Below are 25,990 nucleotides of genomic sequence, written 5' to 3'. Positions count from 1 at the left end.
CCCGATGTCCCTGATCACCACCGTCACCCTGCCCGAGGGCACCCCGGCCGTCGTACACACCGAGTCCCTCGGCCGCGGCGAGAGCGAGGACCGCGCCGAACTCGTCGCGACCCTGCTGCACAACCTCGCCGTCGAGAGCGAGACCAGCGAGTGCGCCGCGCTGCGTGCGGCCACTACCGCCAAGACGAAGGTGACCTTCCGGCAGGAAGGCCCCTGGGAGCTGGGCGAGATCCGCGTCCTGTGCATCGACGAGCGGTGCCGCGCGGAAGCAGAGCAGTACGAGAAGGAGCTCGGCGAGGAGCACCCCGACGCCCCGGCGGCCCGGGCCTGGGCGGCCGCCGCCGACGAGTACACCCGTGACCACGCCCAGGAGCTCGCGGCCGCCACCGTCCTGGACGCCAACCTGGCACGGCTGTCCGCCGGCGACCCGGACGCCGGACGCATCTTCCCCCCGGACTGCTTCACCGCCGAGTGGATCACGCGCATCCCCGGCTTCGACCTGGCCGAGGCGGTGAAGCAGTACGCCGCCGCCAAGCACGCCGAGGGTCGGATGGACCGGTACTACGACCTGTTCGCGGGCTCGGACCTGGGCGACGACTACCGCTTCCCGCCCGCCGCCGACGCGACGGAGGCCGCTCGATGAGCAGTTCCGACGCCCTCGCCGCCCATCTGGAGTGGGAGCCGTTCGCCCACCGGGCGGACTGCTCCAAGCCGGTGTGGGAGGTTGACCACCAGCTCACGTACGGCAAGCTGCGCCCCCGCCACGAAGGCCCCGAGCACGCGTGCCCCAACGAGGAGTGCGGCCACCGCGACCGCTACGACCGGATCACCGTGCGGCTGCTGTGTCGGGCCTGCGACACGGTCCGTCTGATCGGCGGCGAGGAGCACAACACCGAGACGACCACCACGGCGCGCATCGGCTACGGGCAGTCCCCGAAGCGGGTGGCCGGGCTGTGGCTCTACCCCGGTCCGCCGCTGCTCCGCCTGCGGGAGTACAACACGCCCGGCGCCTACCTCTGCTCCCGGGAGAAGGTCGACCGGCTGTCGGAGAAGGACATCGTCGGCACGGTCACCGAGGGCCGCGGAAAGCGCGGCGGCACCGTGTGGCACGCGGCGATCGGGCCCGAATTCCACCCGCCCGCCCGTGGTCTGTCCGGCTACGCGCTCTGGGCGAAGACCAGCGGCGAGAAGCCCTTCACCAGCGTCACCGCCGCAGCGAAGTGGGTGGCGGCCGAGCTGGACGCCACCGCCAACGACACCGAGGAGAACAGCTGATGACCGACTTCGAGCAGTGGAAGGCCCTCCAGATCCGCCGACCCGGCGACGTGCCTCCGGGCACCCCGCTGAGCTGGCAGGCGGACAGGGCCTCGGAGCACGCCATGCGTGTCTGGGACGCCAGCCTCCCGGCGGACTTCCCGCACCCCGTCGAGCGGGGCACCGCGCAGGACTCCGTGGCGGAGCTCGCGCTGCGGGAGTCGATCCGCCGGGACGTCGAGAACGGTCGAGGAACCCGCCTGCACACGGCCCTGGAGCTGGGCGCCACCTGGGCCGAGGTCGCGGCCGCGCTCGACATCAGCCCCGAGGACGCCCGCGCGCTGCTGCGGCAGTGGGCCGACGGGCAGCACCACCTCTACGTGAGCGACCAGGAGCGGGGCAAGGAGAAGCCGCTCGGGTTCACCCCGGACCAGCACGCGGCCGTCATCGCCCTGACCGAGCGCAGCGACGACGAGAGGCGGACGGCACAGTGAGCAACACTGCCAGCCAGGCCGACGGAAAGAGCGTCGTCGCCGCGTACTTCGAGGACCGTCTCGCCGAGGCGGAGAAGGACGTGGTGGCGGCTCAGGCTGCGCTCGACGCCGCCCGCGCCACCGTCGCGCGGAAGAAGGCCGAGCGCGACGAGTTCACCCAGACCGGTTCCCTCCACGAGGCCGCCTACGACAGCGAGACCGGCCAGCCGGAGTGGTCGCTGTGCCTGTGGGCGCAGGCCCGCATCGCTGACGTCGCCTTCAAGGACATGACCCCGGCTGGGGACACCGCATACAACCGGCTCAGGTCGGATCAATCCGCAGCCCATCAGTGGCTGCGGGAGAACGGCTACACCGTGCCGAAGCCGTTCGAGTAGAGGGCAGTGACTGCGGGCCCGCCCCCGGCACTGCCCGCACCCGCGGCACCAGGCCCCGGTGCCGTCCGGCGCGAACGGCAGGCACCCCCAACGACCTGACCGCGCCGGGCGGTGCCGGGGGAGCGGGGGTCCGGGGGCCGGCGAAGGCCCCCGGGACCACCGGCCCCCGCCACCGATTCGCCCCCACCGAGCAGAACGCCGCCCCACAACGGGCGGCCCCGGACACCGATTCGCAGACCCTGGAGGTACACCGATGACGGACACCACGACGACGGCAGAGGCGACGGTCCCCGAGCAGGCCGCACCCCCCGAGGAGAAGACGTGGCCGGAGGCCTTGGGCGCCAAGCGGATCGCCGCCATGCTCGCCGAGCTCACCGGGGAGCCGGTACGCGGCCCGGATGTCGCCGTTCTCGTCGAGCAGGAACACCTGGTCGCCGTCGACGAGTACAAGGGCTGGCCGATGTACTCGACGGAGACGGCGCGCGGGCTCGACATCGAGCTGATCCGTCCGATCGTCGCCAAGCGGGTGGCTTGGCAGGAGGCGACCCTGCCCCGGGACGAGGCGGCGGAGCGGATCGGGTGGCACTGGAGCGACCTCGCCCGCATGGGCCGCGAGGGCCACATCACCACCGGCCCCGACGAGCGGTACCTGATCGCCGACCTGGACAAGCTCGCCGCCGAGGCCGACGGCGAGCAGTACATCACCGCCAAGGCCGCCGCCGAGATCTTGGAGATCCGGCCCACCGACTGGAAGTACGTCGAGGCGGCCGGGTGGATCGCGCCGGCGGAGACGTACGAGCGGGAAGTCGGCCGGTACCGCACCGTCACCGTGGCGCTGTTCCGGCTCGGCGACGTCCGCGACCTGCGGGACATGCCCGGTGTCGACTGGGAGGCCGCCCGTGGTCTGGGCAAGGGTGTGCCGTCTCCGCTGCGCGAATACGCCAAGCTCGCGCCGACCCGCGCCGAGGCGGTGAAGGGGTTCTGTCAGGGACTCGCCGACCGGCACGGCACGGCGGTGTGGGCGTGGCACTCCCCGTACTCGGGCGGGTGGGAGGTCGACTGGGAGCGCACCGAGGACGGGCCAACGAAGGCGGCGGTCCTGGCGGAGCTCGCCGCCGACCCGACCGTCGGCTCCTACGCCGACGAGATCACCCTCAGTCCGGTGTGGGGCCGGATCACCCGCCGGGCCCGGCAGTTGCTGGAGCCGGGCGCCGCGGTCGTCCTGGACACCGAGACCACCGACCTCTACGGGCAGACGATCGAGCTCGCCGTGGTCGACGCGGCCACCGGCAAGGTCCTCCAGGACACTCTGGTGAAGCCCACCGTGCCGATCACCGAGGGCGCCCGGCACGTGCACGGCATCTCCGACGAGGACGTGGCCTCGGCGCGGCCCTTCGAACGGGTCCTCCCGCGCCTGCGGAAGGTCACGAAGGGCCGGATCGTCTGCGCCTACAACGTCGAGTTCGACCGCGCCGTCATCCTCGGCGACATCCGGCGGGCGGAGAAGAAGCCGCTGCACCTGGAGCCCCGCGAGTCCTGGTACTGCCTCATGGAGGCCTACGCCGCGTGGCTCGGCTCGAACCGCTGGCTGCGGCTCGGCGGCGGGCACCGGGCGGCCGGTGACTGCCTCGCGGCCCGGGACGTTCTGATCGAGATGTCGAAGGGCCGGGGCAGCGAGTTCATTCCGCAGCCGGCGGCCCCGGGCGATCCCGTCGCCGGACCGCCCGTGGATACCGCGCTCGCGGCCGCAGCAGCCTCCTGACGCTCCGCTCCCCACGCCCCCTTGAGTCGGGTGCACGAGGAACGCCCCACCCAAGTGGGCGTCTTCGGCCCTGTCTCGAAGGGGGCGTTTTCGTGCACCAGTCGGCTTCGTCTCCGAACCCGCACAGCAGCGGGTCGGGGCCTGGGGAACATCCGCGTCGGATCGTGCGCGAAGCCCTCGGCCCCGCGCCGGCCGCTGAGCCGAGGGCGGGGCCAGATGGCCGAGCGGCCAGGTGTGCCAGATCGCCAGGGTCAGCGGTCAGCCTCCCCCACTCCACTCGCCCCAGGCGGCACGGCTCCGGGGGCTGCATCGTGGTAGTCGTGATGCGCCTCATCCGAGTCGTCGGCCTCGCACACGGCACAGGTGCCGGGCGTGACCGGATCGTCGCCGTCTCGGTGGGCGTACCGCGGGTGGTCGCAATCGGCGCACAGCTGCACGCCACTGATGACCGGGTACAGGTCCGGTGCTGCGAGGCAGGCGCCGACGACCTGGGCCAGGATGGCGCCATCCGTGTGGGACTGCTCGGTCGGATGCCTCTGACCCTGGACGTAGGCCATCACCGCGACCTCGCGGATCAGGCGGCGCTCCCTGTCGGTGAGGCAGGCCAGCGTCGCGTCCACGACGCTGGCGCGCCGGTCGGCCAGGTAGGCAAGCAGAGGCTCAGGGATATCAGAGGTCATTGCGCTTCCTTAGGTGCTGAGCGGGACAGGAGGGTCGACGGTGTGCCAGCTCGCCGCAGTTAGCGGCCAGCCTCCGCATCGAGCTGGCGGGTACCGGCGTCGTACGTGCTGCGGGCAGTGCTGCGGGAGTGGACGTTGCCCGTGAGGGTTGAGGCCAGGGTGCCCCAGGTCATGCCGTCCTGATCCCGGGCGACCACGGCCATGTGCCGGACGCGGCGGGTGATCTGGGCGTTCAAGGCGGCGAGCGCGCGGAGGATCTTGGCGCGCTCGAACTGGTCGACCTCGGGAAGGCGCGCGGCCGGGATGCCGAGGGCGGTCAGGCTCTCGGCGAGCCCGCTCTCGATGACCTGCGCAATGCGGCCATCGGGATCGTCGGAGGGGTCCCAGACGATGGTGGCGGCGGTTCCTGTAGTGCGGGAAACGGACACAGGCATGGCAGTAGGCCTCCCCGATTCAGTGTGCGGAATCAACAAACACAGTGTGTGGATTCCACACAGAGCCGTCAAGGGCGCCGCCTGGGCAGACGAGCCCAGACCACCACAACCCTCAATCTCACCTCTTAAGAGGTGAGATTGAGGGTTGTTTCTCCACGCGGAATGGAGCGGCACCCGGGGTACGGCGTCGATACGCTGCTCGCGCAGGGTGCGGCGCTCCCCCCGTGGCGTCGCACCCTCGACTCTCCCGACAGGATGACGGATCGCGCGAACCGCCCACTCCCCAGGGCCGTTTCCCCTTCACTACCGGGATGCGCCCCTACATTGCAGTCGAGATCGACGGTGTGCTCTCCCCCTACGCCGGGCCGCTGCCTGCCGGGTACACCCTGCACAAGGTCGAGTCGACCGCCTGGCGGGACTGGGCCGCGATGGTGTACCCGCGCCCAACCGTCCTGCGGCTCGCCCTGAACCCAGCGGTCGGCCGGGCCCTCGCGGACCTCCCGGCGGACCTGGTCCTGATCTCCACCTACTCCGCGGCCGAACTGGAGCCGCTGCTCCCCGCGCTGGGATGGGAGACGGTGCCTGTGATGGTTCCGCTGCCGACCAGCGGCTCGGTGCACTACATGCGGGTCGAGGACCCGGGCCGCTCTCCCGACGCGGCGGCAGACCTGACGTGGCGCGCGGAAGAGATCGCTTCCTGGGCGCGCACCCACGACCGGCCGGTGGCATGGGTCCGCGTCGGCGACGACCACCGGGAAGCGGTCCGCCGCCTGGACTCCTACTACTCCACGGTCGGGCCGGTGCTCGCGTACGGCGTCGATCCCTCCCTCGGGATCACTCCCGCAGACCTCACCGCCCTGCGGGAGTGGGCCAAGGAGATGGACGCCCTGCCCGAGCCGGAGCCGGTGGCGCCCCGCCGGTGCAGGGACTGCGGGGACCGTGGCACCACCGTGGTCCGCGGCCGCCGCGTCGACCGGGTCCACGACGCCTGCGGGTCCTGCTGCGAGTGCCACTGCCCTGGACCGTTGGACGAGGCCTTCCAGCCGTGCGGTGACCTGACGCGCGAGCAGTGCCCGGACTGCCGATGCTGCCTGGTGTGCGTGGGGTGCCACTGCGGCGAGTGAGCCCCGGCACGTCAGAGGGCCGACCTCCGCCGGGGGTCGGCCCTCTGACGCATGGGGGTCAGCTCAGGCGCATGCAGACCGCGGGCTCCACGTTCTTCTTCGCCACCCACCCGCTCCGGCCGGCACGCAGGCCGGACCTGGCGTCGTTGTCCAGGTCGACCCGGTACCAGCCGCCGCGCTCCTCGTAGGCCCGGATCGAGTCGCCGGGCCCGAGCAGTCCGAGGGAGGCGTGCCGGGCACTCGGTCCGGTGCGCAGGTGGATCGTGGTCTTGGGGTGGTAGCCGCAGCTGTTGAACTCCTGCGTCAGCGCCGCCGGGGCCGCCGCTGCGGGGAGCGCGGCGGCCGCGGGGGCGGTGACGGACAGCAGGACAGCAGCCGTGATCATGGTTCGTCGCATGTCCTACCAACCCGGCGCTCTACGCGGCGACACGGTCTCCGGCCGTGATTCGCCGCATCGAGCGGTCCTCTAACGGGCGGGTGATGTGCTCGGTGCCGGAGATCAGCAGGGAGAGCCGCTCAGCGGCGGCCGCCGTCGCGGTGATGGGCAGCGAGAGGTCCCTCGGCATCAAGGAGGACGGCTTGATGAGGGTCACCGCGCCGTAGACGGCCTCGCCCCACAGGACCGGGGCGGCGACCGAGGTCCAGCCAGGAATCTCGCCGCGGGCGACGGCGTAGCCCATCTCCCGCACCCGGTGCAGGGCCGCCGCGAACAGCGCGGGGTCGTCGATGACTCCCGGCCCGGCGCCGGCGGGGACCGGCTCGGCGAGGACGGAGGCCGCCATGGGTGGCGGCAGGTGAGCGGCGATCACCCGGCCGGAGGCTCCGACCCGCAGCGACTGCCCGAGCTCGACGAGCTGGGTGACCGTCAGCCCGAGGGCGTCGAACCCGTACCGGCCCGGGGCGCTGGCGGCGTGCGCCTTGCGGGGCCCGCCATACGGGGAGAGGACCCACAGGATCGCGAAGCCGTCCAGGACGCGGCTGAGCCGGTCGAGGACCGGCTGTGTCGTCTGCGGTCCGGGTGTGGCCGCCATGGCCTGGATCCCGACCTTCGCGGCGCCCGGGCCGAGCCGGTACCGGCCCGGCGGCACCTTCACGAAGGTGGAGCTGGCGAGCCCGGACTGCAAGATCCTGTAGACGACCGTGGTGTCGAGGCCGGTGACGGCAGCGAGCTCGCTGGGGCCGTGGACCGGGCCGGGCAGCTGGGTGAAGGCCTGCTCCACGAGCATCACCCGCCGGGCGTGGGCGGTTCCGAGCGGACGCTCGGGACCATCGTTTTCTCGCGCTGAACCAGTTGCAGGAACCTTCGTCTTCATCGTCATGCGGCTGTGCATCGAATTCCTTGTCACGCATGCCGCCGCCCCCGCGTCCCGTGCGGGTCGAGCGGCTCTCCCCGTAGACCGCGCTCTCGTACCGGATCGGCCGGTCGGCGCAGGCCCCCAACGACTCGCCCCCGTCACCCCCCTGGCGTCTCCCCTGGACAAGTGATCACAACCCTACGACACCAGGCGGAATTCCCCCCGGGGTATATGACGGGGCAAGACCGGGCACACCACCCCACCCTGCCGTGATGCGCAACGGCGGCTTTGCGCACAGCGAAAATCGGGGGAGGCCGCAGCTCCACATTCAGCCACATTGCGCGACGCGAAATGCCGTAAGAATCGGATGGATTGCACGCAGCGCAAAACCTTTGACCATTCGAATTCCCCTGCTTTTGACTCGCACTAAACGTTCGCCAAAGGCATTCGCGTGCCTCACCACGGGGGAAGGCTCCATGAAGTTGCGCAGGACTATCACCACCCTGTCCCTGACCGCCGCCCTGGCGGGCTCCGGCATCATCGTCACGGCCGGCACGGCCCAGGCCGCAGGCGGCTGTTACGTCACCGCGTCGTCGGCGACCCTGCGCTCGAAGGCGAGCACGTCGTCGACCGCGCTGGGCGTGGCCTACCGGGGCAACAAGTGCGTCGAGAAGGACTACGGCTACTCGGGCGGCTACGGCTGGACGAAGGTCACGATGACGACCGGGAACGCGAAGGGCCGCACGGGATGGATCCGGGACGACCTCACGCACACGGCGGCCGAGGACGTCGGCACCTGCATTCCCGAGGATGTCGCCTGCCACGAACGCTGAGCACGCACCACAGCACCCAACCCGCCGGGCGGGCCCACCAGGGCCCGCCCGGCCCTGTTTCCCGACGAAGGAGTCACCATGTCCGTCCACCTCACCTCCACCTGGGTCCGGCTCGGCGACCGGTGGGTCCGCGCCGACCGGATCGTCGCCGTCGAGCTGGAGCCGTCCCCCGGCGCCGCGCTCGGCGGCCGGTGGCGGGCCAGCACCGACCGCAGCCAGCGCCTCATGGTCTGCACGACCCTGCCCGCCGAGGAGGAGAACGGCGACAAGGCCGTCTGGCAGGAGGCCGCGGTGTGCGCGCCGGAGCGCGGCGAGATCGTCGCCGGAACGCTGCTCGACGCGATGGGGTCGACGGCGGCGGCCGCGGGCACGCCCCGGTACGTGTACCCGGTCCGCTCGCACGAGGGGCGGGTCACGCACTGGACCGCCAGCACCACCCTGCCGCAGGGGCCCGCTCTGACCGGTCCCGTGCACGCACTGGCCGGCGCCTGAGCCGCCGCCCCGTTCGCCGCGGTCGGCGGCATAGAGTCGAGGCCGTGACCGCCACCCGCCTGCGCTGAACGGGAGTCTCCGCCGTGCCGCCGTTCGTGACCGCCCTCCAGTTCGTCCCCGGCGGCCCGCGCGTCACCGGTTACTGGGAGACCGAGCCGCCTGCGGCCCGGAAGTGGGTCGAGTGGTTCGGCCTCTACGGCGTCCCCGACACCACCACCGTGATCACGATGGTCGAGCAGCTGCCCGACGGCAGCGAGCGCCCGATCAAGCGGTGGCCCCCGCAGCCCGACCCGCGGGGGTCGGCCCACCGGATCGCGTAGCCGTCACAGGACCCGGGTCCACCACGGTGTCCCGGGTGCGGTGGCGCCACGCTCGCATACGGCAGCGTCCGCTACAGAAGACCTGGTCAGACCGGGTGAAGTAGCCGGGAGCCAGACGACGGCCGCACGCCGGGCAGGTCGGACCGGTGCCGATCGTGTGGGCGGCCACGAGGTCCAGCGCGCGGGCGTTGCGGCGGTACTGCCGAGCCCAGGCCGACTTGCAGGCGACCGAGCAGTACCGGCGTCGCGGCGCCGACTCCGACGGCAGCGGTTCACGGCACATCGCGCAGGTTCGCCCTGTGCCAGCCATACCTCCGGTCTACGCCCGCCACCGACCGGGCGCCACCCGTACCGAATCCGGGGTGAGTCCCGCGGACCCGTCCCGGAACTCACCTCTTAAGAGGTGAGTTTTGCCAGCCCGCTCCCCTGCCCCACTCCACCGGAGCGCCGAACGACGGCGTCCGCCCTGGTCAGGAGAGGATCGACAGGCGCGCGGGTTATCTGGCCAGACTGACCGATCTCCCCACGGTGGCCCCGGCGGCCGGGGGTCCGGACGCCGGGGCCACCCCGGGATCAGCGCTGCGGCTTGCGGGGCTGGGGCTTGTCGGGTCCGCGTCGCAGGTGGCCCGCCTGCTCCGTCGTCTTGTCGGTGCCGGGCTTCTTCACCGGGGACCGCTTGACCGTCGTCGACCGACCCCTGGCGGCCGCCGCCGACACCTTCGGCCGGGCGCCCGGCATCGGCTTGGCCAGGGCTTCGCCCATCTTGCGCATGGCCGGGATGTCCGGCAGGTCCGACGCGCTGCCCGAGGGCGGCGGTGTCCCTCCGGGCCCGCGCCGGGAATCGCTGAACGTGGTCGCCGCATCTCCGAGGCGGAGCAGGGCCTCGGCGCTGGGAAGCGCGCCACCGCGTTCGTCCGCCCGGCCGTCCTCGCCCCGGAGCTTGCGGGCGGCCGCCTGGGCCAGTCCGGCGATCTTGTCGCAGGCGCGGGCCGACCACTCCCGCAGGAAGCCGATGGCGCGCTTGTCGCCGAGGAGCTTGTCGAACTCCTCCCCGGCCCGCTTCCGGATGGTGGTGAGCAGGTGCCCCATGGCCCCGCGGACCGTCTGGATCTTCTGCCACTCGGGCAGGTCCTGGAGCGACTCTGCGTGGGTGTCAGCCTCGCGCAGGGACTCGTTGACCGCTTCGGCTTCACGGTGTTCGTCGCGCTGCTCCGCCGCCGGGTCCGGCTCGGCCGGCGGGGCTGCGGGTTCCGGGGCGGGCGTGCCGTCGACCGCCTCCGCGAGAAGGGTCCGGAGGGTGATCAGGTCGCCCTGTACGTCGTCGAACAGGTCGGCGGACGTCACCCCCGTCGTCACGGCGTCGTCCCACGCCTCCCGGAAGCCCTGGAATCCGGTGAGGATGTCATCCGCGCCCGCAGCGTCCGGGCGCTCTTCGCGGCCGTCCTCCCCGGCTGCGTACGCGGCCACGGGCACGTCGTCCGTGCCCCACAGCGGCGCGGCCGGTTCGGGATCCGGCGCCGCGGCGGCGGGTGCCGCGAGCGGCGGATCCTCGCTCGGCATCGCGACTTCGGGAACGTCGGGAGCCTCGGTCGGCTCGCCCGCGAGAGCGGCCGCGACGTCCTCCTCGGCGGGGACTCCTGCCTCATCGGCCGGTACGGCGGCGACCGCATCCTCAGCGGACGGCGCGTCCGCCGGTTCCCCGTCGCCGAGCGGCGCCACAGGCACGTCGGGTGCTGCCTGAAGCTCCGGCTCCACGGTCGAGCCGCCGTCCTCGGCAGCCAAGTAGGCCTCCGCCAAGGGCTCGGAGCTCAACTCCGCTTCCGGCCCGGGGCCCTCCCCCGGATCCGCCGCGGCCGCCGGCGGCTCCGGGACCGCCGCGGCGGCCGACGGCCCACCGTCCTCAGTGACGGCCGCGTCCGCGACAGCGTCGGCCGCCGGAACCGAGGGCCCTTCGGCCGAGGGTGCGCCGTCCGCGACCGTCTCGGGCTCCGGCGGGGCGGGCTCGGCGGTGGCAGCGGCTTCCGGCTGCCGCGTCCGTTCCGCGGCCGCCTCCGCTGCGGCGACTTCCACCGTCGCCTGGAGGCGTGCCTGGAGCCGCCGGACGTCGAAGAGCAGATGCGCGAGAGGGAAGGCCATGGCCACCCGGTACTCACTGTTCGGGGACGGGGGCAACGATGCGCCCCACTGAGTCACGGCGCGCTCGACACCCGCGAGGTCGGCGGCCATCATCCGCGCCCCGCGGCCCTCTGCGTCGGCGACGTCGGCGAGCCGGGCCGTGAGCTCGATGTAGTGCGGATTCGTGCTGTAGGCGTAGGAGCGGTGCCGCGCGGCAATCTCGATGCTGGGGGTGTGCAGGGCCGCAAACTCGCGCAGTTCGCTGCGCATCTGCTCGGCGCGGGCCTGGACGTCGCTTCCGGGGGCGGCGACTACGGGTTCACCGAGCGGGGCGCCGGTGAAGGCGGCGTACATCACGGCCGCTTGTTCGGCGGCGGTCTCCGGGTGGGTGACCAGGGGCGTCAGGTCCGGCGTATCGAGCTGCATGCGGGCGTACCACCCGCCTTCCGTCCGGTGGAGGGTGGCGATGACCGGGCCTTCGCGCCGCAGCTCTCCCGCATCGTCGGCCATCCCGTCCCAGCCCGACAGGAACACGCGGTGCCCGTCGTAGTTGGGCAAGTCGAAGAAGGTGGTGCGGCGCTGCGGCTCGGGCGGTTCTTCGACCTCGAAGTCGACGGCGGGGTCCTGCTGCGCGGCCGGTGAGGCTTCGGGTGCAGGCTCGGGAGTGGGCGGCGCCGGCGGAGCCGGAGTGGCGCTGTCTGCGCGCGCGGGTTCCTCGGGGCGGGCGGGTGTGGCCATCTCGGACTCCTGCGGGGCGTCTTGTTGCGATTCGGTTGGGGCGGGGAGGGCGAGCAGCTGTGCGTACGCCTCCGGTGTGGCCAGGGACAGCACCTCGGCCCGGCGGGTTCCGTCGCCGCCGAGGTAGGTCCACAGCAGGTGCTCGGACCCGCCGTCGGCGATCAGGGAGTCGGCCGCCGTGGCGAAGGCCGGGCCGAAGCCCTCCGGGCCGGCGGTGTGCGCGACCCGGAGGAGACCTTCGTTCTCTACGGACGCGCCCACCAGCCAGGTGGCGACGTCGTCCACGCTGGGCGCCATGTCGTCGCGGAGGCTGTCGCGCACCACGACGATGAGCACGGCGCGCACCCGATCGCTGCTCCAGGCCGCGGCGAGGGGGCCGGTGGGCAGGTGCTCCCCGAGCCACGCCTCGGTCTCGTCGTCGGAGATCAGTTGCTCCGCCAGCTGGGCGGAGCGCGTCAGCATGGGCGTCTCCACCGTGACCGGCAGGGCCAGGCCGGGGACGTCCGCCGTCGAGATGCCGGGCAGCACGAGCGCGTGCACGCCGTCGCCCGCTTCCACCCGGGCGACGATCTGCCCCTCAGGTCCTTCGCGGAGTCCGAGGGTGAGCATCGGTCCTCGTACCGGCTCCGGCGCCGGGGTGTCGGATGCGGGCCCGTCCGTCGCGGCGGACGCCGTGTCCTGCTGCTCGGCGTCCCCCTCCGTGTTCGTGGCCTGCGGGTCGACGGGGTCCGGGGTGACAACCGGCTCCGGGGGCGCCGTGGTCCGCGTGTCCTCGCCGGGCACGGAGACCTCGTACTCCGGGTCGTCCTCGTCCCCGTTCTCGGTCGTGTCGACCAGGTCCTCGTCTTCCTCCTCCGCTGGGGGCTCCTCCGACGGCCCGGCGCCGAGATCGAAGGACATCTGCTCGGCGGGCGGCCCCGCCTGCATGTGGGTCCTCTCCTCAGCGCTGTACGGCGGCCACATCACCTCACCGCCGAGCCGGAGCCAGCCCATGACGGACGGGCTCGGCACGCCGGGGTTGGTGTGGATCCAGCGCATCTCTCCGTCGCTGGGGAGCCCGAAGGAGCGGCCGACGAGTTCGTTGCGCTCGTCCACGATGACGGTGCTGAGCGTGCCGAGCCGCCCGCGGGACAGCTCGTCCGGCAGGAGCGCAGCGCGGTACGTCTGGCCCTCGATCGTGTACTCGAACCAGCGGGGCGCGAGGCGGCGGCCCTCTACCTCAAGGCCTTCCCGTGGCCTTTGCCGAAGGTCGGAGCGGATCGCGGCGGCGACGTCGACGTACAGGCCGTTGCGGTCGCTGACCGCGTCGTCGGAGGCCCGGAAGAAGGTGGACACCCAGGCTGGCTGCTCGTCCTCCGGTACGTCCGCCCACTGCTGTGTGGCCCACTGGCTCATCCATGAGGCGACGGCCGGGACGAAGTCGTCGGGGTGGCCTTCCTGTGCCGCCCGGGCCAGTTCGGGCGAGGCCAGCGCGGCCCGTACGAAGGCCGCCCGGGCGTCGTCGCGCAGGGTCGGGTCGGTGAGTGTGCCGGCGAACTGCCGCAGGGACGCCCGGCGGTACCGCTGCGCGGCCTCTTCCGCGTCCATCACCGCGGGGTCGAGCGTGGTCAGGTAGAGGGGCCCGACGGCAAGGTCCCAGCCGTCGGGCCACCCCTCACGGTCGAAGACGACCTCTGCTCTCCTGACTCCTTGCCCGGTGGTCTCGTAGCCGCCGACAACGCCCACGAGGCCGGTGGAGACGAGGAGCACGCGGTCTCCCACGCCCGGTTCGTCGCGGCCCGCCTCGGCCAGGGCGGCCAGGTGGTACCGGCCCGCCGGGGTGATCGAGGCAGTGGTCTCCTCGGCGTGCTCCAGCAGGCCGCTGTCCATCAGCCGGTGGACGGTGTCGGGGTCGGCGAGGACGCCGTTGCGCCCGAGGGTGAATCGGGCGGGGTCACCCGTCCCTGCCGATCGGGCCACCAGGCCTTGGTAGGCCGCGTAGAGGACCGAGAACTCGTCGGAAACGACCGGCCCCGGCGCGTCCTCGTCGGCCGGGGGCGGCGTCACCTCCGGGGCGGCCGACGGCACGCTGGTGGCGGGGGCCGGAGCGGGCGGTGTCTGTACGGCCGGCGACGGGTCGGGCTGAGCCGTGGTGTTCGTCTGGGGCGGTTGCGGTCCGGGGGCGTCCTGGGGAGTTCCGAACAGCCCCAGCTGTCCGTCCTCCTCAGGCTGCTCCGTCGGCGCAGGCTCGTCCTGGGCGGGTGTCTCGGCCCAGGCGCCGTCGCGGAAGGTGTATCCGGTCTGCTCGCGAGAGGCGTGGTTGCGGAGCCAGGGGACGATCTCGGTCGGGTCGTCGAAGGTCCGCAGCCGTCGGGGTGATTGGCCCACCGGAGCGTCGTCCCGGGCGACGGAGTATTTGGTACGGCGGTACTCGACCGAGGGCATGTAGAGGAGGTAGGTGGCCCCGGGCAGGGTGACCGCGTAGCGGCCGTCGCCCTGGCCCGTGTACTGGATGGACTCGCCGTCGACGAACCCCCAGCCCGTTTCGGCCGCCTCCGCGGGGGCCGGAGCCGTCTCAGCGGCAGGAGGGGCCTCCGGCGCCGGGGTCGAGGCATTACCGCTGCCGGGCGCCGTGGAGGCCGCCTCGCCCGCCTCAGAGGCCTCGGAGGGGGGTGTTCCCCCTTCGGCGGGGCCCCCGGCCGCGGGCTCGCCCGTGGTGCCGGGTTCCGCGCCGCTCCCCGCCTGCGCAGGCGCCTCGGGCGGCGTCTCGCCGGGAGCGGGCTGAGGATCGTTGCCGGTGACCGGCTCGGGCTGCACTTCGGGAGTCTCGGGTGCCGCCTGGTCGGCGGCGCCCTCGGCGGCCGGGGCGGGCTGCTCTGCCTGCCGGGCGAGCTCCGCCATGGTTGCCTGTGTGCGCGCCGCGAGCATGTGCGCGGCCGCGTAGAGCTCCTGGAGCGGGTCGAGGAGTTCGGTCTCGACCGCAGGCTCCAGGGCCTGGCTCCAGGCGGCGACGGCGTAGATGCGGCGCAGGATCTCGTCCGCGCCGCCGATCGCTTCGCCGCGCAGGGCGCCCTCCGCTCGTGCGTAGGCGACGCGTAGTTCGGCGATGGGGTTGTCCAGCGTGCCGAACCCGTCGGGGCGGGCGTCGTAGTCCTGCTGGATGTAGGCCTGGACGGTGGGCTGTTCGCTCCACCGCCCGTAGGCGTCGGTCATGCGGTCGACGCCCTGCGAGATCTCGGCTTCGTCGGCGTACGGCGGAGCGTCGAAGAAGGTGGGCAGCTGATCGAGGTCGGGCGGGGTGACATCGAGGACCGGCAGCCGTGCGGGCGCCGCGGGGGCTTGCTGCCGCTCGTCGCGGCGGGCGTAGACGACGACGGTCCGGCCGGCGGCCGCCAGGACGCGCACGGCGGTGTCGACGCGGCCCTTGCGGGTGGGCTCCTTCCAGGTCCGGGGCAGGTAGTAGCCGCCGACCTTGCGGGACTGCTTGAAGCCGCCGCCGGTCCACAGCGCGGCCACGGCCGTCTTGTCCTCGGGGCTGATGCCGTAGACGAGGGTGTCGCTGCCGTTGTGCAGGATCCAGACCGGGTCACGGCCCTGGTCGTCGAGGGCGGGGCGGTGGACGTCGGCGCCGTAGACGACGGCGTGGTGGTTGGCCATGCGCTTGGCGACGACCGCGGCTTCGTCGGTGCCGCGGACGGTGTCGCCCTGGACGTCGCCCAGGTGCTGGTACTTGGTGTAGCTCCACTTCGCGATGCCGACCTGCTCGCCGGTGCTGTCGTAGAGCGTGACCGTCCGGCCGGTCTCCAGGTACGTGTACCCCTCGGCGCCCGGCACCGGCTCGGTGGGCAGCGGCTCGGGCTCCGGCTCGGGTTGTGCGTCAGCCGCGGGTACCGGCGCGGGCGGGTCCGTCTGGGTCTGCGTGGTGTCGGTGTCCTGCGCGGCGGGCGCCGGAGGCGGCCCGTACCGGTCCCGGGATGCGGCGAGTTGCTCGTCGCTCGGCGGCGGGCCCTCGCGCAGGGCGACGTACAGGGCATCGAGCGCCCCGGCGCGGGCGTCGGTCTCCGTGTCCCGGCGGAAGTGGATCTCGGCGTCGAGGCGGCCGTAGGCCCACGCGGGCAGGGACGGGGAGCGGGTGGCGGTGTCGTGGGCGACGGCGGCGTCGATCCAGGCCGGGAGCTCCTCCCACAGGATCGTGGTGGAGACGTCCCGCTGGTTGAGGGTCAGCCCGGTCGCGTTCGTCGACACCTGCACCTCCCCGTTGCCGCGCAGGGCGGGCGGCAGCGAGCTGGAGGTGTCGGCGTAGTACGCGGCTGCGGGGGCCTGCTGCTGCTCGGCGATCCAGTCGCGGACCCGCTCGGTGGGCACGGCGTCGGGCGCGGCGCTGGGCGGCTGGCCGTCCACGGCGACGGCGCTGACGAGGTCCAGCACCTGTTCCTCGCTGAGCACCGCGCGGATCGCCCACCCGGCGGACTGGTGGGTGCGCGCCGCCTGCGGGCCGCTGATGTGCCCGACCATCACCCTGCCGCCGAAGCCGTCGATCAGGCTCTGGAGCGGCGCGGGCCCGGGCGCCGGGGTCGCGTCGGCCGCCGGAGCCGGGGCAGGGGCAGGAACAGGGCCCGGGGCCGGGGGCTCGGCGGCGGCCCGCAGCTGGTCGTAGAGGGCGGTGGCCGCCGCCGCGTGCAGCTGTTCGCGGTCCTGGTAGGCCTCCTCGCCCGCGCCGAAGTAGCGGCGGGCCCACTCCGGCCACCCGGCCGAGGGGCCGGTGTGCCGGTCCATCAGCCAGTCCTCGGCCCAGTCCGCGAAGACGATGGCGAAGTTGGGGGCGTCGTTGGCGCGCGCGGCCTGCTCCAGCCGCTCGACGCCAGCGGCACCGTCGAGGAGGGTCCGCAGGCCTTCGTCCCACAGCTGCGGGTCGGTCAGCCGCCGGGCAGCGGCCGCGGGCTGCGGTTCTGGCTCGGGCTGGCCAGCGGCGGCCGGTTCCGGGGCGGTGCGGGAGGCGGGCGGCGTGGAGTTCAGCGGCGGCAGGTCGACCACGGTGCCGGGCGGGGCGGCGAGGATCGCGTCGAGGTCGACAGCGCCGTAGCCCTCACCGGTGTCGGTCAGGAGGTTGACGAGGCTGACCGAGACGTCGCCGAGCAGGTTCCCGGCCTGCTGCCGGGCACGGCCAACGTCGTACATCACCCGCTCGTTGGGGTTCGGGCCCGTCCGGAAGACGCCCAGGGCCCGGTTGGAGGCCTCCCCGATGCGTGCGGCGAGGTCGTGCAGCGGATTGTCGGGGTCGGGCTCGTAGCCGTAGCCGGGGCGGGTGACGTAGTCCGCCGCCGCGGCGGCGCCGGTCAGGCCGTGCCGCTCGAAGAGCGGTTCGTAGTACCGCAGGATGGCCGCGATCTTAACCATCTCGGGCGCGGGCTCAGCCTGCTGGGCTGCATCGGCCGCCGCCGACGTTGTTGTCTGTGCCGGATCCGGGGCGGGATCGGCGAGGGCACGGGCCTGCTGCCGGACGGCGGCCGCGGCCTGCCCGTGCAGTACGTCCCGCGAGGCGTAGGCGCGATCGTCGAGGTAGGCGTAGACCCAGTCCGGCCGGTCGCTGGCATCGGCATACCGCTGCTCCACCCAGGCCCGAGTCCACTCGCCGAAGGCCCCGACGAACGAGCTGTCGTCGGTGTCGCTCTGCGCCCACCGCACCACGTCGGAGTCGGCGAGCCCCTCGTCGGTGACCGCTCTGAGGGCTTCGAAGAACCGGTCCGAGTTCTCCAGGTGGGGTCGAGGAGGCTCGTCAATGGGCGCGGGGCCGGGGGCGCGACGGACGGTTCCGACGATCTGCCCCTCGCTGCGGACGACAGCGGAGCCGCCCATCATGCCGACCATGACGGCGGCGTCGTGCATCGCCATGTCCGCCTCGGTCATCTCCGTGCCGGCGGCGCCGGGCTCGAACTGCGGACCGGTGCCCGTGTTCTCGCGGCCGGAGTCGGCCGCCCCGGCGGCGATGGCCTCTTCCAGGGCGGCGCGGCGCTCGCGGACGGCTTCCAGTTCGGCGTGCCGATCGAAGGGGCGGCCGATGTGGGACCGGGTGTCCTCCAGCTGGGCCTGCCACTTCGTGACCTTCTGGCGGAGCTCGTCGGGCGCGGCCATCGCCTTGTCGGCTTCCTCGCCGATCGCCTTGGCGATGCGCCAGGTCTGGCCCTTGCCGAACCAGGACAGGTTGAGCCGGACGTCGATCTCGTGATCCCCGGCAACCAGGTGCGCGTAGGACTCGTAGGCCATGCCGCCGAACTGCTGGCGGCGGTGGAAGGTGAAGCCGACCTCGATGCCGCGCCAGCGGTAGCCGTCCGACAGGTCGAGCCGGGACTTGGCCCCCTGGGCGGACTGGGCGAGCGCGGCGGGGACGTCGTCGGCGTCGACCAGGCGGCCGTCGGCGGTGCGCCACAGGTCGTCGCTGGCTCCGGTCAGCGCGTCGGCCATCGTCTGGATGCCGGAGAGCGAGCGTTCGGCCTTGACGATCTGCTCGTCGAGGACTTCGACCTTGCGCTTCATGCGGCTCTGGGCCTGCCGGTGGCCGTCGGCGGCGTTGAGCAGGACTCCGAGCTGGCCGTTGACCTCGGCCATCTCCAGCAGCAGCGGGTTGCCCGCGACGATGGCCTTGGCCTGTCCGAAGCCCGCGCCAACCGGGTCGATCTCCTGGATCACGCGGCCGACCTTCTGGCCGGACAGGATCTGCACGATGGGCCGCTGCTTGCGCTCCAGCTGCTGGAACATGAAGGAGTCGAAGGAGTTCTTCGCGAGGTAGCGGTAGAACTCGACTTCCATGTCGAGGTCGATGAGCCCGTTGCCGGGCCGGTCGAGCCGTCCTTCGCGCTGCTCCCACTCGGCGGGCTTGTGGGGAGGGTCGGCATGGTGGAGGGCGACACCGCGGGTCTGGACGTTGGTGCCGACGCCTGCCTTCTCCGTGGACGCGAACAGCACCGAGACCTTGCCCGCGCGGCAGTCGGTGAAGAGCTGCTCCTTGGCCAGGTCGCTGTTGTAGTCGTGGATGAAGCGGATCCGCTCGCGCGGGACTCCGCCGTCGATCAGCAGCCGGCGGACCTTGCCGTAGACCTGGCTGCCCTTCTGCCTGCTGGGGGTGCCCAGGTCGCAGAAGACGACCTGGAAGCCGCCAGCGACGCCTTCGGGGTCGTCGGGCAGCTTGAGGTCTTTGGTGCGCTCGTAGACGGCGAGGACGTTCTCGGCGATGGCTCCGGCCTTGCCGGGGCCGTCCGGGGTGACGCCGACCAGCTCCAGGTCCAGGGCGGCCTTTCGACCGTCCGTGATGACGTTGAGCATGTTGTCTTCCCAGGGCTTGACCTTGCCGCCCTGGATGCGGTCGATGCGGTCGGAGATGCCGCTGACGTAGCTGACGAGGTTGGGGGTGGCCTCGATCTCCACGAAGCGGTCGACACGCTTCGGCCGCTTGATCTTGAAGGAGTCCTTCGGCCGGAGTTCGGCGACCTCCGCGAAGATGGCGATGGCCTCGTCGGCGTTGGTGTACTCCACCGGGCGTCGCTTGAGGCGGAAGGAGACGCCGTCGACCCCGACCTCGGGCCTGCTCTCGAAGTGGATGAAGTTCGCGGCCCACGCGTCCGGGCTGGCCAGGCCCATCTTCTCCAGGCGCTTGGGCATCGTGTAGTGCTTGAAGACGAACATCTCGCGGACCGAGTTCGAGATGAACGTGCCGGAGTAGAGCGCGACGACGTTGTCCTGGCCGGTGCGCTCGCGGGTGGTGATGATCTTCAGGTCGAGGTCGGTGGCCCGCTTGGACGGCTTGCCGAGCGCCATGCCTTCCGTGGTGGCCGGCAGCGCCAGGTTCTTCATCAGGTGCGCTTCGTCGATCTGGAGGAAGTCGACGCCCAGGTTCTCGTACGTGACCCCGGCGTCCGTCGCCTTGGAGCGCAGGTCGCTCGCGCGGGCGTCGAACCGGTCGACCATCTTGGCGATCTCTTTGATGCGCCGCTGGTTCGCGTCGTCTCCGTCGACCGCACTCAGGGCCTCGCGGTAGGCGTTGGCGAGCTCCTCCAGGTAGGTCGCCTCGGTGACCGGGTGGACCCCCAGGCGCCCGAAGGAGCTGTGGGTCATCACGATCGCGTCCCAGTCGCCGGTGGCGCAGCGGGCCGCGAACAGCATCCTGGAGCGGGCGTCGGCGAGGTCCTTCTTGCCCGCCATGAGGATGTTGGCGCCCTGGAACAGCTTCTTGCCGTCGCGGGAGATCTGCTCCAGCAGGTGGTTGGGGACGACGATCATCGGCTTGTTGACCAGGCCGAGCTGCTTGAGCTTGAGGGCCGTCATGAACATCGTGGCCGTCTTGCCGGCGCCGACCGGGTACGGGCACAGCGAGCCCTCCTCCGCGGTCAGGACGCGCTGGACGAAGTCCCACTGGTGCTCGTACGGGTTGAAGTTCGGGTCGAGGCCGTCAACGGTCAGGTGGGAGCCGTCGTGCTTGCGCAGGACGGTGGAGTTGAAGATGCGGTTGTAGTCCGCGGCCAGGCGCTCCGCGCGGTCGGGATCCTCCCACGTCCAGCTCGCGAACCGGCGGGCCAGGTCGGCCATCTTGGTCTCGGCGAGCAGGGTCTCCTTGTCGTTGCGGACCCGCTTGGAGCCTCCCTCGGGGGTGCGGAAGGTGTCGTAGACCTTCGGGGACTGCCCGTTCAGGGCGAGGTCGAGCAGCTCGAAGGCGTTGACGCGGCTGGTGCCCCATTCGCTGGTCGCGGCCTCGGGGATCGTCATGGGCGTGTCGACGTTCCACGTCGCCGTCTTGGCGACATGGATGATCTCGACACCGGTGCCCAGCATCTCCTCGGCGAAGGCCTTGACGTCCTCCACAGGGATCCACGGGGCGCCGAGCTTGGCCTTGATGTCCTCCGGCGGCAGCGGTTCGGGCTGCACCTCTCGCAGGGCATCGACGTGCCGCTGGAGCTCGTCGCGGCCCTGGCCGAGCAGGAACTCGGCGCGCTCCAGCTTGTCGACGACCGGCCCGGACAGGTACTCGCCCGTGGTCAGCAGCTCGCCGGTGTCGGGGTCGGCGAAGACGAGCTCGCCGAGCGCGTCGGCAACCTGGTCGTGCTCGATGGACAGCAGCCCGGCGATGACGCCGACGTCGACCTTGTTGCGGAAGTTCAGGCACAGCGACAGGGCTTCCTCGGGTGAGGAGGCCGAGGTGGGCCGCTCGATCCGCTTGTTGACCCGGCGCAGCAGCAGCGGCGCCTTGTCCGCCGTCTGGGTCTCATCGTCGAAGTCCTCCAGGGCAAGGACGGCGACGAAGTCGGGGTCACGGCGGAACCCGCCGAGGCGGGGGTAGCGGCGGGAGACGGCCCGCTCGCCGGTCTCCTCGTCGACCTCGCCCTGGGCGAGGGTGTAGCGGTTGATCGGGCCGTGGACGCGGGCGTACGCGTCGTAGAGCCGGTTCACCTCCTCGCGCAGCGGCTCCAGCTGCTCGTCGGGGGTGTCGTGGTTGGTCTCGGCCTCGATCAGGGCCAGGGTGGCGTCGCGCAGCCGAATCAGCTTGGGCAGTTCCTTGCCCGCGCGCTCGACCGCGACGAGCTCGCCGTCGATGACCTCGTGCGGCTTGTTGTCGACGAGGTGGAAGGAGCCTTCCTTGCGGCCGTCCTCGCGGACCGGGAAGGGCAGGCTGTCGAGCGTCCACGGCTGGGCGGCGGCGGCGACGTTCCACTCCCGGCCGGCGGCCCGGGCCGCGGTGGTGATGCTGGTGAAGGCCTCCGCCAGCACGGCGTCGAGGTCCTGGTCCTCGGGGGCCTTCACCGCCAGGGTGTGGCCGTAGCGCGGGGCGCGGCCCTCGGCCCACTCGCCGAGTACGTGCTCGGGGTGGCTGAGGAAGTAGTCGTTGCACTCCTGGTCGGAGACGCCGGGTACGCCGCTGGTGCCCATCCAGCTCTCGTCGATCGGCCCCTCGGCGTCGCGCCGGCGGACGATGAGGATGTCCGCGAGGACGCCGGTCCCGCCTTCGGCGAGGGCGCCGTTGGGCAGGCGGATCGCGCCGAGCAGGTCGGCGTGCTTGGCGATGGCTCGCCGCGCGGCATCGTCCTGGCTGTCCATCGTGTAGCGGGAGGTCAGCAGGATCGCGACGCCGCCCGGCCGCATGGCCTGCACCGAGCGCCAGATGAAGTAATTGTGGATGGAGTCCGTGACGGCCTTCGGCGCGGTCTTGTCGTGCACCGCAAAGTTCCCGTACGGCACGTTGCCGAGGACGGCGTCTACCGAGTTCGACTGGAGGGCCGCGTCCTGGAGCCGGGCGTTCATGATCTCGGCGTCCGGGTGGAGAAGAGCGGCGATGCCCGCGGTCGTGGGGTCTCGCTCCACACCGAACCAGCGGACATCGAGGCCGTCGGGGGTGTGGTTGATGAAGGTGCCCGCGCCGCAGCCCGGTTCGAGGATCCGCCCGCCGTCGAACCCGAGGTCCCGCAGCGCGGACCAGGCGGCTTGAGCGATCCGGTCGGGGGTGTAGTACGCGGTCGGGGTGCCCTGCTCCGCCTGCCGGTACTCGCGCGGGGTCAGCAGCCGTTGCAGCTGCTCGCCGATCTCGGCCCAGGTCCCTTCCCGGTCCGGCGCGAGGGCGGGGGCCAGCGGGCCCCAGCCCGGCCAGTTCCGCAGCGCGCGGAGTTCTTCCTCGGAAGGGGCGGTCTGGTCCTCGCGCAGACGCAGCAGGATCTCGATGGCGGCGACGCTCGCGCGGGCGCGGCCGATCGGTCCGAGACGGGACTCAGGTCCGGACGGTTCGGGGGCAGGGGCGACCGGGGTATCGACAGTGGCCATGTCGTTCTCCAAGCAGCGGGGCCCGGCGCAGCCTCAGCGCCGACGGCCCCATGGGGCGGTCGGGAGGAAGGGGCGGCAGCGCGTCAGGACGCGTAGGCGGACAGCCGCGCCTCGAACGCGTCGTCGTCGCTCTCGGGCAGCCGCTGCGGCCCGTCCTCCCGGCTCGGGGTCAGCCCGGGGTGGTTCAGCACCATGTCGGCCCAGCGCGCCATCCGGGCGGGCCCGGGTACCAGGTCCTCCCCCATGAACCAGTCGCTCGACCCAGCCTCGGCGGGCAGCCGCAGCACCCAGCCATAGGACTCGTCCCAGGCGAGCTCGATGTCCTCGTCCTCGTCGGCGTACGGGCCGCTCTCCGGCGGCGCCAGCGTCACCACCGCGGTGCGCACGGCCGGCGGGCGCCCGGTCACAGCGGACCCGAGCACGGTCAGCCCGATGTCTTCGAGCTCCGCGACGGCGGCCTGGAGGTAGGGCAGGTGGTCGGTGCGGTTCGGCATGGTGCTACTCCCCCGTGGCATTCAGGAGCCGGGCGCGGCCGCCCGCTCCTGCGCCGTCGGCGCCCTTCCCGCCCGGGGCATCGCCCAGGGCCGCCGGGGCCGGCGGCAGACGTACATGATCCCTACTCGACGACCATATCGACTCAGAAGCAACCGAATTAAGTTCCCAGACCGACGGCACGGGCACCGAACCGACCGCGCACGAGGAAGGTCGGCGTTATCTGGCTACATTTCCTCCATGGCGATCGTGCGCATGAAATTCCACGTGGCGGTGACGGAAGAGGCCCTGAACCGGCTCAACAGCCACGCCAAGGACGAGCGGGACCGCGAAGACGCGTGGATCGCCGAGCGCCGGCGCGAGCGACTCGAACCCGGCATGCCTCGGCGCGCGGCATCCGCCGTGCGCCGCGAGATCCGGGTGGAGGCCGCCAGGATGCGGCGGACCGGCGAGTTCGGAGGCACCAGGGACGACATCGTCGCCCGTGCTGTTCGGGAGGAGCTCCAGGCCCGAGGCCTGGACCGCGAATGGCCAGAGCCACCCGAGGGTGAGCTCGAAGCACCCGGCCGCCGCTGGGGCACCCCGCCGAGCCAGCCCATGGGCGTCGGCGGATACACGGATCGCATTTCGGTGAATCTGCCCCACAGCCTCGGCGACACGGTCCGCCGCGCCGCCTACTGGACGAGCAAGGAAGCCGTGGAAGCGCTCCAGGACTGGGCCGACCGCTGGGGCGACGGCATCGAAGTCGCACTGCGCGAGGCAGAGCGCCATGACGTCCCATCCGAGTTGGCACTGCTCGCAGCGGCGGGGCAGCCCTCCGCGCCTCAGTCCGCACTGGAGATCCGGGACCGGCTACGCCAACGGGTGCTCACAACGGGCGACTTGCTTCGAGCAGGCATCGACCGAGCCGGAGGGCGCAACCAACCCGAACTCCCCGACGCCACGGCCCGCTAGAAACAATTGTTTCCAGTCCGTTCGATTCGACCCGAACGGGCCTGCGCGCCTCGTTCGGGTGCGGTGCGCGGCGCCGCCGACATTGTCTGGCAAGCTGTGCGGCGATCCGAGTAACCGCAATCCGGCGGTGAAATCACGGAAGGCGCCCAGAATGACCACAACCCTCCAATCGGCCATCGCCACGGCCAACAAGGATGGCCTCAGAACGGCGAAGGTAATCGTCGTCATCCAGCAGAAGGGCGGCGCCGGGAAGAGCACCATCGCCGTCAACGTGGCCGCATGTGCGGGCCGCTCAGCGGTGATGTCCAACGCGGACGAGGCCACGGGCGCACCCATCGTCGCCGCTGGCATCGACGTCCAGGGGACCTTGGAAAAGTGGTGCGCCGGCGTACGCGAAGAGGCGCTGCCCTTCGACTACGTCGTGACCAAGAGCAAGCTCGGCATCCTGCCGGGCATCATCAACGACCCCGACCGGCGACGCATCATCGTCGACACCCCCGGCTTCCTGGACATCGACCCGGATGCGGAGTGGGGTGCGGACCCGCTCGGGGAGAGCCGCACAGCCGACGCCCTGCGCGAGGTACTGGACGTGGCAGACCTCGCCATCGTGCCCATCACCCCGTCGAAGATCACGTGGGATGAGTGCGAGTTCACCATCGAGCGCATCCTCAAGCCGCGGGGCATCCCCTTCCTCGTCGTGATCAACATGCACGACCCGGGCAAGGACAAGGGCGAGAAGCAGCTGAACAAGGTCAAGGCCTGGATCGACGAGCGGAACTACCCGCGGGTCGCCGACCCGATCCGCCGCTACACCCTCCACGAGCACGCCTACGAGAACGGCACGCTGGTCACCGAGTACAGGATGAGCGGCACCGCACTGAATGGCCGCGAGGACTTCATGCGCGTGGCCCTGACGATGGAGCAGATGCTCTGATGGGCAAGCCGATCAACACGGGTACGGGCCCGGCAGCACCGGGGCGTCCCGACAACGCAATCCAGCTGGCTCGCGCGCTAGGCGCCTCCGACAAGCTGCCGACCAAACAGCTCACCGACACCCCGGCGCTCATCGCCCAGGAGCAGGACATGCTGCTCAAGTGCGAGAGCGCGATCGAGAACCTGAACCTGGCCTTCTTCGCGGCCGGCAAGGCGCTCCAGGTGGTCCGGGACGCCAAGCTGTACCGCGGGCAGTTCGACACCTTCGAGGAGTACACCCAAGAGCGCTGGGACATCACCCCCCAGTACGCGGGCAAGCTGATCCGGACCTGGCGAATCGCGGAGGCTCTCCACACGGCGAAGCCCGGCGGCGGATTGGAAACAATTGTTTCCAAAAAGCTGAGGTACGGGCAGGCCTGGGAGCTGGTCCCGCTGGTCGAGGAGCACGGCATCCAAGCCGCGGTCTACCTGTACCTGGCACTGATCAAGGTCATTGGTGCCAAGGTGACGGCGGCACACGTCGAGGGTGCCGTCGAGGCACTCCCTCGGGAAGCCGCCGGACACAAGGCGAAGACCGAGGAAGCGGTGCTGGGGTACCTCAGCTCCCTGGAGGCAGAGGGGGCACCCCCGGCTGCCGTCACGGACGCGGCGAAGGCGGCGAAGGCACTCACCAGGGCCGCCAAGACGTTCAACCCCACCACGATCCAGGCTGCTTTGGCACACGATCCGGAACGTACGCGCCCCGCGCTGCGATCTCTGATCGAGTCGCTGGCCGAGGCCGGAGGCGTGGCGGTCTCTTTCACGGAGGGCCCCTCCGCGCTTGAGTCGGGGGATGAACCTCCGACCTCCGAGGAGGCGGAGACCCCGGCCGCGTAGGTCTGGAAACGCAAAGAGGCGGGCCCCCATCCGAGGATGGG

18 protein-coding genes are annotated in these 25,990 nt (G+C 71.9%); 12 read left to right on the top strand and 6 right to left on the bottom strand.

From position 1 onward, the window contains the following. Window positions 1–4: 4 nt before the first annotated feature. The 5 genes from ACFCY7_RS25125 (at window position 5) to ACFCY7_RS25105 (ending at window position 3,884) form a co-directional block, all read left to right on the top strand. A complete protein-coding gene (locus tag ACFCY7_RS25125; RefSeq protein ID WP_376488298.1) occupies window positions 5–643 on the top strand; it encodes a hypothetical protein in 639 nt (212 codons plus the stop codon). Then, entirely contained in the window at window positions 640–1,275 is a 636-nt protein-coding gene (locus ACFCY7_RS25120; protein ID WP_376488297.1) for a hypothetical protein, read from the top strand. Before ACFCY7_RS25125 ends, ACFCY7_RS25120 begins: the two co-directional genes overlap by 4 nt. Further along, window positions 1,275–1,748, top strand: coding sequence for a hypothetical protein (locus ACFCY7_RS25115; RefSeq protein WP_376488296.1), 474 nt, complete (start codon window positions 1,275–1,277; stop codon window positions 1,746–1,748). The genes ACFCY7_RS25120 and ACFCY7_RS25115 overlap by 1 nt, the downstream gene beginning before the upstream one ends. Next, window positions 1,745–2,122, top strand: a complete 378-nt coding sequence (locus ACFCY7_RS25110; RefSeq protein WP_376488295.1) for a hypothetical protein — start codon at window positions 1,745–1,747, stop codon at window positions 2,120–2,122. The genes ACFCY7_RS25115 and ACFCY7_RS25110 overlap by 4 nt, the downstream gene beginning before the upstream one ends. Window positions 2,123–2,375: 253 nt before the next feature. Further along, window positions 2,376–3,884: a 3'-5' exonuclease gene (locus tag ACFCY7_RS25105; RefSeq protein ID WP_376488294.1), complete on the top strand. Its 1,509-nt coding sequence runs from the start codon at window positions 2,376–2,378 to the stop codon at window positions 3,882–3,884. 251 nt (window positions 3,885–4,135) lie between these two features. Here ACFCY7_RS25105 and ACFCY7_RS25100 read toward each other — a convergent pair whose 3' ends face one another. Next, window positions 4,136–4,564: a hypothetical protein gene (locus ACFCY7_RS25100; protein ID WP_376488293.1), complete on the bottom strand. Its 429-nt coding sequence runs from the start codon at window positions 4,562–4,564 to the stop codon at window positions 4,136–4,138. Window positions 4,565–4,623: 59 nt separating this feature from the next. Then, window positions 4,624–4,998 carry a hypothetical protein gene (locus tag ACFCY7_RS25095; protein ID WP_376488292.1) on the bottom strand — a complete coding sequence of 125 codons (375 nt, stop codon included), beginning with the start codon at window positions 4,996–4,998 and terminating at the stop codon, window positions 4,624–4,626. A gap of 311 nt (window positions 4,999–5,309) precedes the next feature. Here ACFCY7_RS25095 and ACFCY7_RS25090 point away from each other — a divergent pair, with 311 nt between their 5' ends. Next, window positions 5,310–6,122: a hypothetical protein gene (locus ACFCY7_RS25090; protein WP_376488291.1), complete on the top strand. Its 813-nt coding sequence runs from the start codon at window positions 5,310–5,312 to the stop codon at window positions 6,120–6,122. 58 nt (window positions 6,123–6,180) lie between these two features. Here the strand turns inward: ACFCY7_RS25090 and ACFCY7_RS25085 are convergent, their stop codons facing one another. Together ACFCY7_RS25085 and ACFCY7_RS25080 are read right to left on the bottom strand one after the other, a co-directional pair. Further along, the gene (locus tag ACFCY7_RS25085; RefSeq protein WP_376488290.1) at window positions 6,181–6,507 is read right to left on the bottom strand and encodes an SH3 domain-containing protein; all 327 of its coding nucleotides are present in this window, start codon (window positions 6,505–6,507) and stop codon (window positions 6,181–6,183) included. Window positions 6,508–6,538: 31 nt separating this feature from the next. Further along, window positions 6,539–7,348 carry an IclR family transcriptional regulator C-terminal domain-containing protein gene (locus ACFCY7_RS25080; protein ID WP_376488313.1) on the bottom strand — a complete coding sequence of 270 codons (810 nt, stop codon included), beginning with the start codon at window positions 7,346–7,348 and terminating at the stop codon, window positions 6,539–6,541. A 545-nt stretch (window positions 7,349–7,893) separates the two neighbouring features. Here ACFCY7_RS25080 and ACFCY7_RS25075 point away from each other — a divergent pair. The 3 genes from ACFCY7_RS25075 (at window position 7,894) to ACFCY7_RS25065 (ending at window position 9,062) form a co-directional block, all read left to right on the top strand. After that, entirely contained in the window at window positions 7,894–8,250 is a 357-nt protein-coding gene (locus ACFCY7_RS25075) for an SH3 domain-containing protein (RefSeq protein ID WP_376488289.1), read from the top strand. Window positions 8,251–8,328: 78 nt separating this feature from the next. Continuing rightward, window positions 8,329–8,742 carry a hypothetical protein gene (locus tag ACFCY7_RS25070; RefSeq protein ID WP_376488288.1) on the top strand — a complete coding sequence of 138 codons (414 nt, stop codon included), beginning with the start codon at window positions 8,329–8,331 and terminating at the stop codon, window positions 8,740–8,742. An 83-nt stretch (window positions 8,743–8,825) separates the two neighbouring features. Continuing rightward, window positions 8,826–9,062: a hypothetical protein gene (locus tag ACFCY7_RS25065; protein WP_376488287.1), complete on the top strand. Its 237-nt coding sequence runs from the start codon at window positions 8,826–8,828 to the stop codon at window positions 9,060–9,062. Between the two features lie 573 nt (window positions 9,063–9,635). Here ACFCY7_RS25065 and ACFCY7_RS25060 read toward each other — a convergent pair. Beyond that, on the bottom strand, window positions 9,636–22,694 hold the full coding sequence (locus tag ACFCY7_RS25060) for a hypothetical protein (protein WP_376488286.1): 13,059 nt from the start codon (window positions 22,692–22,694) through the stop codon (window positions 9,636–9,638). An 83-nt stretch (window positions 22,695–22,777) separates the two neighbouring features. Beyond that, window positions 22,778–23,188, bottom strand: coding sequence for a DUF6292 family protein (locus ACFCY7_RS25055; protein WP_376488285.1), 411 nt, complete (start codon window positions 23,186–23,188; stop codon window positions 22,778–22,780). Between the two features lie 238 nt (window positions 23,189–23,426). Between ACFCY7_RS25055 and ACFCY7_RS25050 the strand changes: the two genes are divergently transcribed. The 3 genes from ACFCY7_RS25050 (at window position 23,427) to ACFCY7_RS25040 (ending at window position 25,949) form a co-directional block, all read left to right on the top strand. Then, a complete protein-coding gene (locus tag ACFCY7_RS25050) occupies window positions 23,427–24,140 on the top strand; it encodes a hypothetical protein (RefSeq protein WP_376488284.1) in 714 nt (237 codons plus the stop codon). A 151-nt stretch (window positions 24,141–24,291) separates the two neighbouring features. After that, window positions 24,292–25,074 (top strand): ParA family protein, encoded by a 783-nt coding sequence (locus ACFCY7_RS25045; RefSeq protein WP_376488283.1) that lies wholly within the window; start codon window positions 24,292–24,294, stop codon window positions 25,072–25,074. Beyond that, window positions 25,074–25,949 carry a hypothetical protein gene (locus ACFCY7_RS25040; protein WP_376488282.1) on the top strand — a complete coding sequence of 292 codons (876 nt, stop codon included), beginning with the start codon at window positions 25,074–25,076 and terminating at the stop codon, window positions 25,947–25,949. The genes ACFCY7_RS25045 and ACFCY7_RS25040 overlap by 1 nt, the downstream gene beginning before the upstream one ends. Window positions 25,950–25,990: the final 41 nt, after the last annotated feature.

This window comes from Streptomyces sp. NPDC056361 (assembly GCF_042262805.1).
Classification (GTDB): Bacteria; Actinomycetota; Actinomycetes; order Streptomycetales; family Streptomycetaceae; genus Streptomyces.
The sequence above is the reverse complement of the archived record's forward strand: the minus strand, read 5'-3'. Positions and strand labels throughout refer to the sequence as shown.

Bases quoted from the DNA above. Each gene is read 5' to 3' on its own strand.
- ACFCY7_RS25045 (WP_376488283.1), top strand. From the start codon at position 24,292: ATGACCACAACCCTCCAATCGGCCATCGCCACGGCCAACAAGGATGGC.
- ACFCY7_RS25095 (WP_376488292.1), bottom strand. From the start codon at position 4,998: ATGCCTGTGTCCGTTTCCCGCACTACAGGAACCGCCGCCACCATCGTC.
- ACFCY7_RS25050 (WP_376488284.1), top strand. From the start codon at position 23,427: ATGGCGATCGTGCGCATGAAATTCCACGTGGCGGTGACGGAAGAGGCC.
- ACFCY7_RS25055 (WP_376488285.1), bottom strand. From the start codon at position 23,188: ATGCCGAACCGCACCGACCACCTGCCCTACCTCCAGGCCGCCGTCGCG.
- ACFCY7_RS25105 (WP_376488294.1), top strand. From the start codon at position 2,376: ATGACGGACACCACGACGACGGCAGAGGCGACGGTCCCCGAGCAGGCC.
- ACFCY7_RS25070 (WP_376488288.1), top strand. From the start codon at position 8,329: ATGTCCGTCCACCTCACCTCCACCTGGGTCCGGCTCGGCGACCGGTGG.
- ACFCY7_RS25115 (WP_376488296.1), top strand. From the start codon at position 1,275: ATGACCGACTTCGAGCAGTGGAAGGCCCTCCAGATCCGCCGACCCGGC.
- ACFCY7_RS25040 (WP_376488282.1), top strand. From the start codon at position 25,074: ATGGGCAAGCCGATCAACACGGGTACGGGCCCGGCAGCACCGGGGCGT.
- ACFCY7_RS25090 (WP_376488291.1), top strand. From the start codon at position 5,310: ATGCGCCCCTACATTGCAGTCGAGATCGACGGTGTGCTCTCCCCCTAC.
- ACFCY7_RS25085 (WP_376488290.1), bottom strand. From the start codon at position 6,507: ATGATCACGGCTGCTGTCCTGCTGTCCGTCACCGCCCCCGCGGCCGCC.
- ACFCY7_RS25060 (WP_376488286.1), bottom strand. From the start codon at position 22,694: ATGGCCACTGTCGATACCCCGGTCGCCCCTGCCCCCGAACCGTCCGGA.
- ACFCY7_RS25120 (WP_376488297.1), top strand. From the start codon at position 640: ATGAGCAGTTCCGACGCCCTCGCCGCCCATCTGGAGTGGGAGCCGTTC.
- ACFCY7_RS25080 (WP_376488313.1), bottom strand. From the start codon at position 7,348: ATGCTCGTGGAGCAGGCCTTCACCCAGCTGCCCGGCCCGGTCCACGGC.
- ACFCY7_RS25075 (WP_376488289.1), top strand. From the start codon at position 7,894: ATGAAGTTGCGCAGGACTATCACCACCCTGTCCCTGACCGCCGCCCTG.
- ACFCY7_RS25100 (WP_376488293.1), bottom strand. From the start codon at position 4,564: ATGACCTCTGATATCCCTGAGCCTCTGCTTGCCTACCTGGCCGACCGG.
- ACFCY7_RS25125 (WP_376488298.1), top strand. From the start codon at position 5: ATGTCCCTGATCACCACCGTCACCCTGCCCGAGGGCACCCCGGCCGTC.